The sequence below is a fragment of the Roseateles violae genome (genome assembly GCF_030410485.1).
Classification (GTDB): domain Bacteria; phylum Pseudomonadota; class Gammaproteobacteria; order Burkholderiales; family Burkholderiaceae_C; genus Roseateles_D; species Roseateles_D violae.
This window is the reverse complement of sequence record NZ_JAUHHC010000002.1, coordinates 583667-597320: the sequence shown is the minus strand read 5'-3', so window position 1 is coordinate 597320 and position 13654 is coordinate 583667. Positions and strand designations below refer to the sequence as shown.

At 68.0% G+C, this 13654-nt stretch carries 10 protein-coding genes and 1 tRNA gene; 4 read left to right on the top strand and 7 right to left on the bottom strand.

What is annotated here, in order from left to right:
* Together QWJ38_RS08260 and mnmH are read left to right on the top strand one after the other, a co-directional pair.
* Window positions 1–2625: a [protein-PII] uridylyltransferase gene (locus tag QWJ38_RS08260; protein WP_290358574.1), complete on the top strand. Its 2625-nt coding sequence runs from the start codon at window positions 1–3 to the stop codon at window positions 2623–2625.
* On the top strand, window positions 2622–3668 hold the full coding sequence (mnmH, locus tag QWJ38_RS08255) for a tRNA 2-selenouridine(34) synthase MnmH (protein WP_290358573.1): 1047 nt from the start codon (window positions 2622–2624) through the stop codon (window positions 3666–3668). The genes QWJ38_RS08260 and mnmH overlap by 4 nt, the downstream gene beginning before the upstream one ends.
* Before the next feature lie 4 nt (window positions 3669–3672).
* On the opposite strand, the gene QWJ38_RS08250 is transcribed toward mnmH, so the two are convergent.
* The 7 genes from QWJ38_RS08250 to QWJ38_RS08220 form a co-directional block, all read right to left on the bottom strand.
* Window positions 3673–4263 (bottom strand): DUF3501 family protein, encoded by a 591-nt coding sequence (locus tag QWJ38_RS08250; RefSeq protein WP_290358572.1) that lies wholly within the window; start codon window positions 4261–4263, stop codon window positions 3673–3675.
* Window position 4264: 1 nt separating this feature from the next.
* Window positions 4265–5632 (bottom strand): (Fe-S)-binding protein, encoded by a 1368-nt coding sequence (locus QWJ38_RS08245; protein ID WP_290358571.1) that lies wholly within the window; start codon window positions 5630–5632, stop codon window positions 4265–4267.
* A gap of 79 nt (window positions 5633–5711) precedes the next feature.
* Window positions 5712–6134, bottom strand: a complete 423-nt coding sequence (locus tag QWJ38_RS08240) for a rubrerythrin family protein (RefSeq protein ID WP_290358977.1) — start codon at window positions 6132–6134, stop codon at window positions 5712–5714.
* 106 nt (window positions 6135–6240) lie between these two features.
* The gene (locus QWJ38_RS08235; protein WP_290358570.1) at window positions 6241–7122 is read right to left on the bottom strand and encodes an alpha/beta hydrolase; all 882 of its coding nucleotides are present in this window, start codon (window positions 7120–7122) and stop codon (window positions 6241–6243) included.
* Between the two features lie 141 nt (window positions 7123–7263).
* Window positions 7264–7339 (bottom strand) — tRNA-Ala (locus tag QWJ38_RS08230).
* A 101-nt stretch (window positions 7340–7440) separates the two neighbouring features.
* Window positions 7441–8565, bottom strand: coding sequence for a GGDEF domain-containing protein (locus QWJ38_RS08225; RefSeq protein WP_290358569.1), 1125 nt, complete (start codon window positions 8563–8565; stop codon window positions 7441–7443).
* Between the two features lie 190 nt (window positions 8566–8755).
* Window positions 8756–9637: an amino acid ABC transporter substrate-binding protein gene (locus tag QWJ38_RS08220; RefSeq protein ID WP_290358568.1), complete on the bottom strand. Its 882-nt coding sequence runs from the start codon at window positions 9635–9637 to the stop codon at window positions 8756–8758.
* A gap of 245 nt (window positions 9638–9882) precedes the next feature.
* On the opposite strand from QWJ38_RS08220, the gene QWJ38_RS08215 reads away from it, so the two are divergent.
* Window positions 9883–10743 (top strand): hypothetical protein, encoded by an 861-nt coding sequence (locus QWJ38_RS08215; RefSeq protein ID WP_290358567.1) that lies wholly within the window; start codon window positions 9883–9885, stop codon window positions 10741–10743.
* Window positions 10744–10900: 157 nt separating this feature from the next.
* Window positions 10901–13639, top strand: a complete 2739-nt coding sequence (gene acnA / locus QWJ38_RS08210; RefSeq protein WP_290358566.1) for an aconitate hydratase AcnA — start codon at window positions 10901–10903, stop codon at window positions 13637–13639.
* Window positions 13640–13654: the final 15 nt, after the last annotated feature.

The following is a 13654-nucleotide window of genomic DNA, read 5'->3' as shown; positions in this document are numbered from 1 at the left end:
ATGGGCAGCAGCCCGCCACTGGCCGGCGCCGGCCTCAGCGCGCCCCGCGGCATCGCCGCACTGCGCCAGCAGTTCCGCAGCGACAAGCAGGCGCTGATCGACGAATTCCGCGCCGCGCGGCCGACCGTCACCGCCACCACGCGGCTGCTGCACGGCCTGGCCCGCGCGGTCGACGCCTGCCTGCTGGCGCTGTGGGAGCGCGCGGCGATGCCCGAGGGCGCCAGCCTGGTCGCCGTCGGCGGCTATGGCCGGGCCGAGCTCTTCCCCTATTCGGACGTCGATGTGCTGGTGCTGCTGCCGGACGGCGTCGAGGCGTACCGGCCGGGGCCGGTCAAGGCCAGCATCGAGGCCTTCATCACCGCCTGCTGGGACACCGGCCTGGAGATCGGCTCCTCGGTGCGCACCATGGCGGAATGCCTGCAGGAGGCGGCCGGCGACGTGACCGTGCAGACCTCGCTGCTCGAAGCGAGGCTGCTGGCCGGCGCCAAGCCGCTGTACCGCCGGCTGGAGAAGGCGCTGGCCGCGCAGATGGACACCAGCGCCTTCCTGCGCGCCAAGACGCTGGAGATGCGCCAGCGCCACACCAAGTTCGACGACACGCCCTACTCGCTGGAGCCCAACTGCAAGGAAAGCCCGGGCGGCCTGCGCGATCTGCAGGTGCTGATCTGGATCGCCCGCGCGGCCGGCCTGGGCAAGACCTGGAAGGCGCTCGCCGCGCGCGGCCTGATCACCGCCTTCGAGAGCCGGCAGCTGCAGCGCAACGAAGGCCTCTTGAAGCTGATCCGCGCCCGCCTGCATGTGATCGCCGGCCGGCGCGAGGACCGGCTGGTGTTCGATCTGCAGACCGCCGTGGCCGAGAGCTTCGGCTACCAGAGCAGCAAGGCGCAGCGCGCGTCCGAGGTGCTGATGCGGCGCTACTACTGGGCGGCCAAGGCGGTCAGCCAGCTGAACCAGATCCTGCTGCTGAACCTGGAGGAGCAGGTCAACGGCTCGCAGCAGGGGCTGATGCGCCAGATCAACGAGCGCTTCCTCGACCGCGCCGGCATGCTGGAGGTCGCCAGCGACGATCTCTACGAGAAGAACCCGCACGCGATCCTGGAGACCTTCCTGGTCTACCAGCAGACCCCCGGCATCAAGGGCCTGTCGGCACGCACCTTGCGCGCGCTGTACAACGCGCGCGAGCTGATGAACAGCGCCTTCCGCCGCGACCCGGCGAACCGCGCGCTGTTCATGAGCATCCTGCGCCAGCCCGAGGGCCAGACCCACGCCTTCCGGCTGATGAACCAGACCTCGGTGCTGGGCCGCTATCTGTGGGTGTTCCGCCGCATCGTCGGCCAGATGCAGCACGACCTGTTCCACGTCTACACGGTCGACCAGCACATCCTGATGGTGCTGCGCAATGTGCGGCGCTTCTTCATCCCCGAGCATGCGCACGAGTACCCCTTCTGCTCGCAGCTGGCCGCGCAATGGGACAAGCCGGAGCTGCTCTATATCGCGGCGCTGTTCCACGACGTCGCCAAGGGTCGCGGCGGCGACCATTCGGACCTCGGCGCGACCGAGGTCAAGCGTTTCTGCCGCGAACATGGCCTGTCCAAGACCGATACCGAGCTGGTCGTCTTCCTGGTCCAGCATCACCTGACCCTGTCGCGCGTGGCGCAGAAGGAAGACCTGTCCGACCCCGAGGTGATCGAGGCCTTCGTCGCCAAGATGGGCGATGCGCGGCACCTGACGGCGCTCTACCTGCTGACGGTGGCCGACATCCGCGGCACCAGCCCCAAGGTCTGGAATGCCTGGAAGGGCAAGCTGCTGGAAGATCTGTACCGGATCGCGCTGCGCGCCCTGGGTGGCGCCAAGCCGAATCTGCATGCCGACATCGAGGCGCGCAAGCAGGAGGCGCGCGAGAAGCTGGCCCTGCATTCGATGCTGCCCGACACCGAGGCCCCGCTGTGGCAGACCCTGGAGATCAGCTACTTCGCCCGCCACGAGGCCGGCGATCTGGCCTGGCATGCGCGCGCGCTGTGGCGCCATGTGAAGAGCGAGCTGCCGATCGTGCGCGCGCGGCCCTCGCCGGTCGGCGAAGGCCTGCAGGTGCTGGTCTATGCGCCCGACCGGCCCGATCTGTTCGCGCGCATCTGCGGCTATTTCGACGGCGCCGGCTTCAACATCCTCGACGCCAAGGTGCACACGACGCGCCAGGACTATGCGCTGGACACCTTCCAGGTGATCAGCACCGGCCTGGAGCTGCACCACCGCGACCTCGCTTCCCTGGTCGAGACCAAGCTGGCCCAGGCGCTGGCCGCCAGCGGCCCGCTGCCCGAGCCGCGCCGGGGGCGCCTGTCGCGCCGGGTCAAGAGCTTTCCGTTCACGCCGCGCATCGCCCTGCGGCCGGACGAGCGCGCCCAGCACTGGCTCTTGTCGATCAGCACCAGCGACCGCGCCGGCCTGCTCTATGCGATCGCGCTGGTGCTGGCGCGCCACCACATCAATCTGCAGCTGGCCAAGATCTCGACCTTGGGCGAGCGGGTCGAGGACACCTTCCTCGTCGACGGCGCCGCCCTGCAGCAGAACCGCGCGCAGCTGCAGATCGAGAGCGAATTGCTCGACGCAATCGCCTTGCCCGCATGAGCTACACCGTCAAGGCCGAGGACGCGCTGGCCGATCTGGGCGGCTTCGACGCGATCATCGACGTGCGCTCGCCGGCCGAGTTCGCCGAGGACCACCTGCCGGGTGCGCAGAACTGGCCGGTGCTCGACAACGAGGAGCGCCGCATCGTCGGCACCCTGTACGCCACATCGCCCTTCGAGGCGCGCAAGCTGGGCGCGGCCCTGGTCGCGCGCAATATCGCCCGCCATATCGAGACCCATGCCGCCTCGCTGGGCAAGACCTGGCGCCCGCTGGTCTACTGCTGGCGCGGTGGCCAGCGCTCCGGCGCGATGAACTGGTTCCTGGGCCAGATCGGCTTCCGGGCGCGCCAGCTGGAGGGCGGCTACAAGGCCTACCGGGCGGCGGTGCGCGACGCGCTCGCCCGATTGCCGGCCGGCCTGGAGCTGCATGTGCTGTGCGGCCGCACCGGCAGCGGCAAGACCCGGCTGCTGCAGGCGCTGGCCGAGGCCGGCGCGCAGACCCTGGACCTGGAGGCGCTGGCCTGCCACCGCGGCTCGGTGCTGGGCGCCCTGCCCGACGCGCCGCAGCCGAGCCAGAAGCGCTTCGACAGCCTGCTGTGGCAGCAGTTGCGCGCGCTCGACCCGGCGCGGCCGGTCTTCGTCGAGAGCGAGAGCCGCAAGGTCGGCCAGCTGCGCGTGCCGGAGGCCCTGCATGCGGCCATGCGCGCCAGCACGCACTGCGTCTGGATCGAGATGCCGGACGCCGCACGGATCGAGCTGCTGCTGCAGGACTACGGCCATTTCGCCACCGACGTCGAGGGCTTCTGCGGCCAGCTCGAGGGCCTGATCCCGCTGCGCGGCAAGGAGCAGGTGCGCCAATGGCAGGCGCAGGCGCGTGCCGGCCAATGGGCCGAGGTCTTCGGCGCGCTGATGCGCGAGCACTACGACCCCGGCTACGAACGCTCACTGCGCGGCCATTACCCGCATGTCGAGCAGGCGCTGCGCCTGCCGCTGGCCGATGGCGGCGCGGCCAGCCTGGCGGCGGCGGCGCGCGCGCTGGTCTAGCGGTTCAGGCCAGGTCGCCGGCCAGGCAGGCCAGCGTGTCCTCGTCGATGCGGGTGTGCGCCGGGTAGTTCGGATGGTCGCAGCCGAGCTTGACGGCGGCGCCGGCGCGCACGGCCAGGCGCATCGCCGGCGTGAACTCGAAGCGCACGAAATGCACGGCCGAGGTCTTCTCCTCGTTGTCGCGCTCCAGGTCCTCGTCGGCGATCGCGTAGACGCGCGCATGGCCCTCGACCTCGACGAACATGCGGTCCTCGACGCCGATCAGCCGCGAAAGCTCGCGCCGGCGCTCGTTCGGGTCCGGATACTCGATCAGCAGGGTCGCCTTCCAGTTCGTGCCGTCGGGCACCAGCGGCGCATAGGCCTCGATCTCCCCCTGGATGCCCTCCTCCTCGAAGATCTTCTCGATGCGCAGCATCTCCTGGATCTGGTAGCGCACCGTCTGCTCGTCCTCGAACTGCAGGTTGATGTGCTCGCCCAGGCGCACGCTGCGCCGGCGGCGGTGCGCGATGATCTGCGGCTTGCGCTCCTTGCGCTGGCGCGCATAGGCCTCCAGGCTCAGCAGGCTGTCGGGCGTGATGGGGGCGGCCTTGCTCATCTCAGTCTCCCAAGCCATAGGCCTGGCGCAGCAGGCTCAGCGGATGGCGCAGCGCGCGCGCCGGCGTGCCGGCCTCGTCCATGCCCTGGGCGATATGGTGGCCGGCCAGCGCGCAGTCGCTGGCAATCACGTCCGGCTCGTCCCTGGCCATCGCCTTGAAGACCGGCCGGCCTATCTTCATCGCGACCGGGTGGTAGGGCGTCTTCACGCCATAGGTGCCGGCATGCCCCGAGCAGCGCTCGACGGTGTTCAGCTTCAGCTCGACCGTCTGGCCGATCAGCCGGAACATCTCCTCGGTCTTGCGGCCTATCTTCTGCACCCGGCCATGGCAGGGCACGTGGTAGCTGACCTTGCCCAGCGCCGTCTTGAAATCGGTCCTCAGCAGGCCGTCCTTGTGGCGCGCGATCAGGTACTCGAAGGGGTCCCACATCGCCTCCATCACCCGCTGCACCGCCTCGTCGCCGGGGAACATCAGCGGCAGCTCCTGCTTGAACATCAGCGTGCAGCTGGGAATGGCCGACAGGATCGCGTAGCCCTCGCGCGCGTACTTCTCCAGCACCGGGATGTTGGCGTTCTTGTGCCGCTCGACCGCCTCCAGGTCGCCGAGTTCCAGCTTGGGCATGCCGCAGCATTGCTCCTTCTCGACCAGCACGTAAGGGATCTCGTTGTGCGCCAGCACCTTCAGCAGGTCATGGCCGATGCCGGGCTCGTTGTAGTTGATATAGCAGGTCGAGAAGACCGCCACCCGGCCGGGCGTGCGCTCGCCATTGGTCGCCGCCTGCACGGTGCTCTTGGCCGCGCCCCAGCGAAAGCGCCAGCCGGCCAGCTCGGGCATCCAGGCCTTGGGGTGCACACCCAGGGTCCGGTCCAGCGCCTGGCGCGCCAGCGCCGTCTTGTTGACCGCATTGACCAACTGCACGACGACCGGGATGCCGGCGAACTGGCCATGCACATCGGTGGAGGCCAGGAACTTCTCGCCGGCGCCGACCTCGCCCTTCTTGAACTTGATCGCCTTGGCGCGCAGCATCGTGTGAGGGAAATCCAGATTCCACGGGTGCGGCGGCACATAGGGACATTTGGTCATGTAGCAGAGGTCGCACAGATAGCACTGGTCGACGACCTTCCAGAAGTCCTTCTTGTCGACGCCGTCAAGTTCGCCGCTCGCCCCCTCGTCCACCAGATCGAACAGCGTCGGGAAGGACTGGCACAGCGACACGCAGCGGCGGCAGCCATGGCAGATGTCGAAGATGCGCTCCATCTCGTGCAGGCAGGCGGCCTCGTCGTAGAAGGCCGGGTTCTTCCAGTCCAGCGGATGCCGAGTCGGCGCTTCCAGATTCCCTTCGCGATTGCTGACGCTGCTGCTGCTCATCCGCGCTTCTCCCTCTGCGAAGTGAAGGCGGCGTCCGCAGACGCCGCTTGCTTGCCTTGCGACTCGAACGCGGGCCGCGTCAGTCCACCAGCTGCTCGAGCGCCTTGGTGTAGCGATTGGCATGCGAGCGCTCGGCCTTGGCCAGGGTCTCGAACCAGTCGGCGATCTCGTCGTGGCCCTCGTCGCGCGCCGTCTTGGCCATGCCCGGGTACATATCGGTGTACTCGTGCGTCTCGCCGGCAACGGCGGCCTTCAGGTTGTCGCGGGTCGAGCCGATGGGCAGGCCGGTGGCCGGATCGCCGACCGCCTCCAGGAATTCCAGATGGCCATGCGCATGGCCGGTCTCGCCCTCGGCGGTCGAGCGGAACAGCGCCGCCACATCGTTCTGGCCCTCGATATCGGCCTTGTTCGCGAAATACAGATAACGGCGGTTCGCCTGCGACTCGCCGGCAAACGCGTCCTTCAGGTTCTGCTCGGTCTTCGATCCTTTCAATCCCATGATGCTCTCCAGTGATGGTGATGATGGTCGGTAGCGATCGGCGCCAACGCGAGCGCGCCGGCACAGTCAAACGCTATCGCAATGAGCAGCCCGGGGCAAATACAGAGCGTCAATCAGCCGATAGCAGGCCGCTATACCAGCGCAGATCGAGCAGGCGGCGGGTCAGCTGGTGGCTGCGGCCCTGCGGATCGCTCAGATCGTGCAGCACGTCGAAATGGTGGCAGCCCGGCAGCTCCTCGCAGATGGGCACCGCACGCTGCCCCCAGGCGCGCCGGATCAGCCGGTTCTGGCGCAGGAACTCCTCGCTCTCGGCCCCGCCGACCAGCGCGTACAGCGGCGTTTCGGGCGCCGGAAAGTGGATGGGGCTGAGCCGGCGCACCGCCTCGGCGTCCAGGCGCAGATCGCCCTGCAGAAAGGGCGTTTGCCGGATCGGCGCCAGATCGTACAGCCCCGAGATCGCGACCACACCCTTGACCAGCTGGCGCGGCAGCTCCGGCGCGATCGCCTTCCAGTCACAGCCGCTCAGCATGGCCGCCAGGTGGGCGCCGGCCGAATGCCCGACCAGCACGATGCGGTTCGGATCGCCGCCATGTTCGGCCGCATGGCGCCAGACCCAGGCCAGCGCCTGCGTCAGCTGCAGGGCGATCCGCTCGATGCCGACCGTCGGACACAGCGCATAGTTGGGCACGACCACCATCGCGCCCTCCTCGGCGAAGGCCGCGGCGACGAAGGAATGGTCGGCCTTGTCCAGCGCCCGCCACCAGCCACCGTGAATGAAGACCAGCACCGGCGCCTTGGGCAGTTCGCTGGGGAAGAGATCGAGCCGCTCCGACGGCGCCTCGCCATAGGCCAGATCGAGCCGCGCCGGCAGCCGGGCCCGCACCAGCGCCGAGGCCGCGGCCCAGCGCTCGAGAATCGCCGCGCTGTCCGCCACGCGGGCGCGGTTGTTGTACTGGGCATCGAACCAGGCGGGGCTGTGGCGCGGCGTCATGGCGGGCGGACCTGCGAATGCAGAGAAACTGGACAAGGCTGCCAGTGTCCCCAATCGCGCGCCGCGGCCGCTCTAAGGAAACCCCGAGGTGTGCGCGCCAAAAAGCAAAAAGCCCGTTGGCATCAACGGGCTCGTGCTTGGTGGTGGAGAGGAGGAGGATCGAACTCCCGACCTCCGCATTGCGAACGCGGCGCTCTCCCAGCTGAGCTACCCCCCCGACGCCTCGGAAGTATAGCAAGCACGCGGCGGCTTCGCGGGGTGCTGGCGATAGGGACATCACCCGACCTCGTCGGGTCGGCGTCTCCTTGCAGCTCGGCGCTAAGCCACCGCCGCCAAGCGCTCCCCGCCGCCGCCCGGCGCGAAGCCGGCGTGCATCTGCAGGCGCGAGCCGCCGTGTCCCTTGGCGGCATACATGGCCTGGTCGGCGGCGTCGATCAGCGCGGCGGCGGTGGCCGGCCAGTGGACGGGGCCGGCGACGGCGATGCCGATGCTCAGCGCGGTCGGGTCGCCGCCCGCCGCCAGCTGGTCCAGCATGCGCTGCGCCAGTTCGCGGGCGCCGGCGCCACTGGTGCCGGGCAGGAGGATGCAGAACTCGTCGCCGCCGCTGCGGCAGCCGACGTCGTAGCTGCGGCATTGGCTGGAGATCAGCGTGGCCACGCGCTTCAGCACCTCGTCGCCGACCAGATGGCCGTCCCGGTCATTGATCGACTTGAAATCGTCCAGATCGATGTACAGCAGCGCCAGCGGCTCGGCCTTGCGCCTGGCGCGGGCAAACTCGCGCGTCAGCGCCTCGGTGAAGTGGCGCTGGTTGAACAATCCCGTCAAGGGGTCCTTACGCGCCAGTTCCTCGAGCTCGCGGGTGCGCTCGGCGACCTTCTCCTCCAGCTTCAGCGCATGCAGCTCGGCACGGTCGCGCGCCGACTCCAGCTCGGCCAGCAGGCTGCGGATATAGGTGTCGAAGACGAACTCGTTGTCCAGGTAGAGCAGCTTGTCGAGCGCGCGCTTGGTCTCGCCGCAGGCCGCATCCTCGCCCAGGCGCTTGTCGATCACGTCCATCAGCAGGCTCTTCAGCACCCGCATCGCCGACAGGTAGTACTTCGGCGCGACACCGATGCGCTTGTGCACGAGGCCGATGCGCAGCCGGTTGTTGACATAGGCGGCGCCGTACTCGCCCGAGAACAGGTCGCGGACGTACTGCGTCATGGCTTGGCGCAGCCGCGTCAAGGTGTCGACGTCGCCGATGATCAGCGAGATCTCCTCGACACCGGTCTGGTGCGCATAAAAGGTCGCGACCGTTTCGTCGACCTCGTCCTCGATGAAGTCGCGGCAGGCCCGCAGCAGCTGTGCATCGCGCGCCGTGAAGTCCAGCAGCTCCTTGCGGCGCTGGATCTCCAGCTCGTGGAGCTGCATCTGTTCGAGAAGGCTCTTGCGCGTCGGATTCATCGCCACTCCTGCAATCGGTGCTTCGATGCTAGGAGCCTATGGAAAACCCTAGGTATCGCGGCACGACACATCCTTGCCCTTGGGTGACAGGACGGGCGCCGGGGGCGGCCCAAGCGTGAACGAGGTCACGCTGGGCAACCCTCCTCGGGCGGGCGGGCACGCGTCGCGCCGGCCGCCTCGGCGACGCTGTCTACTCGGGCAGGCGGCCCAGCCCGTAGGCCACCTCAAGGATGGGGCTGGGGCGGCCCAGCGAGGCGAACCAGCGGCCGTAGATCTCGCCCAGGGTGCTGCTGCGGTACAGCTGCGACAGGGCCGCGTTGACGGCCTGCTGCATCGCCCAGTCGCCGCGCGGCAGCGCGATCGCATAGGGCTCGAAGGACAGCGCATCGCCCAGCAGCGCCAGGCTGCCCGGCTCCTTCGACTTGGCCGCCAGGCCGATCAGCAACACGCGGTCGCCGGCAAAGGCGTCGATCGCGCCGGCCTCGAGCTGCTGCAGTCCCTCCTCGCGCGACTTCAGCGCCACGACATTGGCCGACACGACCTTGGCCTTCAGCGCCTCGGCCAGCGCCCGCTCGTTGCTGGTGCCGGCGATCACGCCGATCTTCTTGTTGGCCAGGTCGATCAGCGAGTTGCCGGCGGTGGAGCCGCGCACCAGCAGGCCGGTGCCGTCGACAAAGGTCAGCGAGGAAAACGAGACCTCCTTCAGCCGACCCAGGGTCACCGTGCTGGCGCCGCATTCCATATCCGCCTGGCCACTGGCGACGGTGCTGAAGCGGTTCTGCGAGGTGACCGGCACCCACTTGACCTGCAGCGGCGCGACGCCCAGCTGGCGCTCGATCACGCCGACCACGCTGCGGCACAGATCGACCGTGTAGCCGGCCGGCTTCTTGTCGGCGTCCTCGAACGAGAACGGCAGCGCGTCGGTGCGATAGGCGATCGAAATCGTCTTGCTGTCGTGGATCTTCTTCAGACGCCCGTCGAACGGCGCGCTGGCCATCTGGGCCAGGGCCAGCACCGGTGCCAGGCACAGGGTGGTGGTGGTGAGCAAGATCCTGAAACGAGAAGTCATCATGGGTCCCCTCCAAAAACGGGATGTCCGCCGGCTGGCGGTGGGGCATTCTTGGCAAGCTTTGGCACCGCTGGCAAGGCTTCGGAAGGGTGGAATACGCCATCGGCGCCACAGTCCCTATGCTGCCAGTAGCATTTTTTGAAAAATATGCGTTGTCAGGTTGCTCCTACATGGCCAGCTGTGTCTAATGGACTTACGGCCCGGCATCTAGGGGGCCGGATCACCTTGTAGAACACAAAGGAGCGTCCATGAGATCTAGGCCTTGGCTCAAACATGTACCTGCTTTGCTTGGCGGCCTGGTCGGCGTCTCGATCGCTGGCTCTGCGCAGGCGCAGTCGAACGCGCAAGGGCTGCTCGACAACAGCTGGGTCTTCAACCTTGGCGCCTTCGTCGTCGGCTCGGACCTCAGCGCCGGCCTGAACGGCTCGTCGAGGAACAACCCCACGATCGACTTCGACAAGAACTACGGGCGCGCGGACGACGCGACCCGCATCCGCGGCGACGTGCTGTGGCGCATCACGCCGGTGCATCACCTGCGCTTCATGTACTTCAACAACGACACGACCCGCTCGCGCGTGCTGGACAACGACGTCCAGTGGGGCGACTACACCTTCAAGGCCGGCAGCCGCAGTGATCTGCAGTACAAGTTCGAGGTCTCGGAGCTGGCCTACGAGTGGGGCTTCCTGAAGACGCCGACCTATGAACTGGCCGCCAGCTTCGGCCTGCACTACTCGAAGACGACGCTGCAGCTGTCGGGCACGGCCACCGTCACCGATGCCAATGGCCAGACCGGCACGGCCTCGGCCGCCAGCAAGGCCAGTTCGCTGCCGGCGCCGCTGCCGGTGATCGGCCTGCGCGGCGGCTGGCTGCTGGCGCCCAACTGGTACCTGGACGGCCAGGCGCAGTTCTTCAAGGTCAATATCGACGGCTACGATGGCCGCTGGTCCGATCTGCGCCTGGGCGCGACCTGGATGTTCGCCAAGAACTTCGGCGTCGGCCTGGGCTACAACCGCTTCGGCACCCGCGTCGACGTCGACCGCAACAACTTCGGCGGTACCCTCAAGGCCAGTTACTCCGGCCTGCAGGCCTATCTGACCGGCACCTTCTAAGCGCCCTCGCGCTCGAAGCAAGAGGCCTCGCCCGGCTCGGCCGGCGAGGCCTTTTTCTTTGCGCGCTCGGGCACACCCATAACCGGCATTTTGTGCAAGCGGCGGCGCTCGGGTACAACAGGGGATCCCCGCCGAAAAAACCGATCGGAGCCCGTCCATGCCCAAGCCCGCCGCCGCCCTGCTGCATGCCTTCGCCGACTGCGAGGCCGAGTTCACGACCGCCGCCGGCCAGCGCGGCCGCTACTTCTCGCTGCCGGCGCTGGCGCGGCGCTATCCGAAGGTCGCTCGACTGCCGGTCTCGCTGCGCATCGTGCTGGAATCGGTGCTGCGCAACTGCGATGGCAAGAAGGTGACACCCGAGCATGTGGCCGAGCTGGCCGGCTGGGCGCCGAACGCCGAGCGCAACGAGGAGATCCCCTTCGTCGTCGCGCGCGTCGTGCTGCAGGACTTCACCGGCGTGCCGCTGCTGGCCGATCTGGCGGCGATGCGCAATGTCGCCGCCGCTGCCGGCAAGAGCCCGAAGGCGATCGAGCCGCTGGTGCCGGTCGATCTGGTCGTCGACCACTCGGTGATGATCGACCACTTCGGCAGCAAGAAGGCGCTGGACCTGAATATGCGGCTCGAGTTCGAGCGCAACCGGGAACGCTATGAATTCATGAAGTGGGGCATGCAGGCCTTCGACACCTTCAAGGTCGTGCCGCCCGGCTTCGGCATCGTGCACCAGGTCAATCTAGAGTACCTGGCGCGCGGCGTGCATCGCGATCAGTCCAAGGTCTATTACCCGGACAGCCTGGTCGGCACCGACAGCCACACGACCATGATCAACGGCATCGGCGTCGTCGGCTGGGGCGTCGGCGGCATCGAGGCCGAGGCGGGCATGCTGGGCCAGCCGGTCTATTTCCTGACCCCCGATGTGGTCGGCTTCGAGCTGAGCGGCCGCCTGCGCGAGGGCGTCACCGCAACCGATCTGGTGCTGACGGTGACCGAGATCCTGCGCCGCGAGAAGGTGGTCGGCAAATTCGTCGAATTCTTCGGCGAGGGCACCGAAAGCCTGGCCGTGCCGGACCGCGCGACCATCGCGAACATGGCGCCCGAATACGGCGCGACGATGGGCTTCTTCCCGGTCGACGGCAAGACCCTGGACTATTTCCGCGGTACCGGCCGCACGAAGGAAGAGATCGAGGCCTTCGAAGCCTATTTCCGCGCGCAGCAGCTGTTCGGCATCCCGCGCGCCGGCGAGATCGACTACAGCGCGGTCATCCGCCTCGACCTGGGCCAGGTCGTACCCTCGCTGGCGGGCCCCAAGCGCCCGCAGGACCGCATCGAGATCACCGATCTGTCAGCCCGCTTCGCCGCGCTGTACAGCCAGCCGCAGGCGGCCAATGGCTTCAACCAGCCGGCCGAAAAGCTGCGGCTGCGCCATCGCACCGGTTCAGGGCTGGAGATCGGCAATGGCGATGTGCTGATCGCCGCGATCACCTCCTGCACCAACACCTCCAACCCCAGCGTGCTGCTGGCGGCGGGCCTGCTGGCCAAGAAGGCGGTCGAGGCCGGGCTGACGGTGGCGCCGCACATCAAGACCTCGCTGGCGCCGGGCTCGCGCATCGTCACCGGCTATCTGGAAAAGGCCGGCCTGCTGCCCTATCTGGAACGGCTCGGCTTCCATGTCGCCGCCTATGGCTGCACGACCTGCATCGGCAATGCCGGCGATCTGGCGCCCGAGATCAACGAGACCATCGTGGCCGAAGACCTGGTCTGCGCGGCCGTGCTGTCCGGCAACCGCAATTTCGAGGCGCGCATCCATCCGAACCTGAAGGCCAACTTCCTCGCCTCGCCGCCCCTGGTGGTCGCCTATGCGATCGCCGGCAATGTAATGGTCGACCTGATGACGCAGCCGCTGGCTCGCGGCCACGGCGGCCACCCCATCTATCTGGGCGATGTCTGGCCCAGCAGCGAGGAGGTGCATGCGCTGATGCAGCATGCGATGGATGCCAAGGCATTCCGCGACAACTATGCGCAGGTGGCCTCACAGCCCGGGCCGCTGTGGCAGAAGATAGCGGGCACGCAGGGCCAGGTCTACGACTGGCCGAAAAGCAGCTATATCGCCCGGCCGCCCTTCTTCGAAAGCTTCACCCAGCAGCCACACTTCAGCGCGGCCGGCGTCAGCGGCGCGCGCATCATGGCCCTGTTCGGCGACTCGATCACCACCGACCATATCTCGCCGGCCGGCGCGATCAAGGACAGCTCGCCGGCCGGCCAGTACCTGGCGAGCCTGGGCGTGAGCAAGGCCGACTTCAACAGCTATGGCTCGCGGCGCGGCAACCACGAGGTGATGATGCGCGGCACCTTCGCCAATGTGCGCATCAAGAACCTGATGCTGCCGCCGCGCGCGGACGGCGGCCGCGAGGAAGGCGGCCTCACCCTGTACCAGCAGCCGGGGCCCATGCAGGGCGAGAAGCAGTTCATCTACGACGCGGCGATGCACTACATCGCCGCCGGCGTGCCCACCGTCATCTTCGGCGGCGAGGAATACGGCACCGGCTCCAGCCGCGACTGGGCCGCCAAGGGCACGCTGCTGCTGGGCATCAAGGCCGTCATCGCCAGGAGCTTCGAGCGCATCCACCGCTCCAACCTGGTCGGCATGGGCGTGCTGCCGCTGCAGTTCAAGCCCGGCGACAGCTGGGAATCGCTGGGCCTGGTCGGCAACGAGCTGATCGACATCGTCATCGCCGGCGAACTGACGCCGCAGCGCGAGGCGCAGCTCCTGATCCAGCGTGCCGACGGTAGCCGCGCTAGCGTCGCGCTGATCCTGCGCATCGACACCGCGATCGAGGTCGACTACTACCGGCACGGCGGCATCCTGCCCTTTGTGCTGCGGCAGTTGCTGGCGGCTTGAAACACTCCAAGGAGC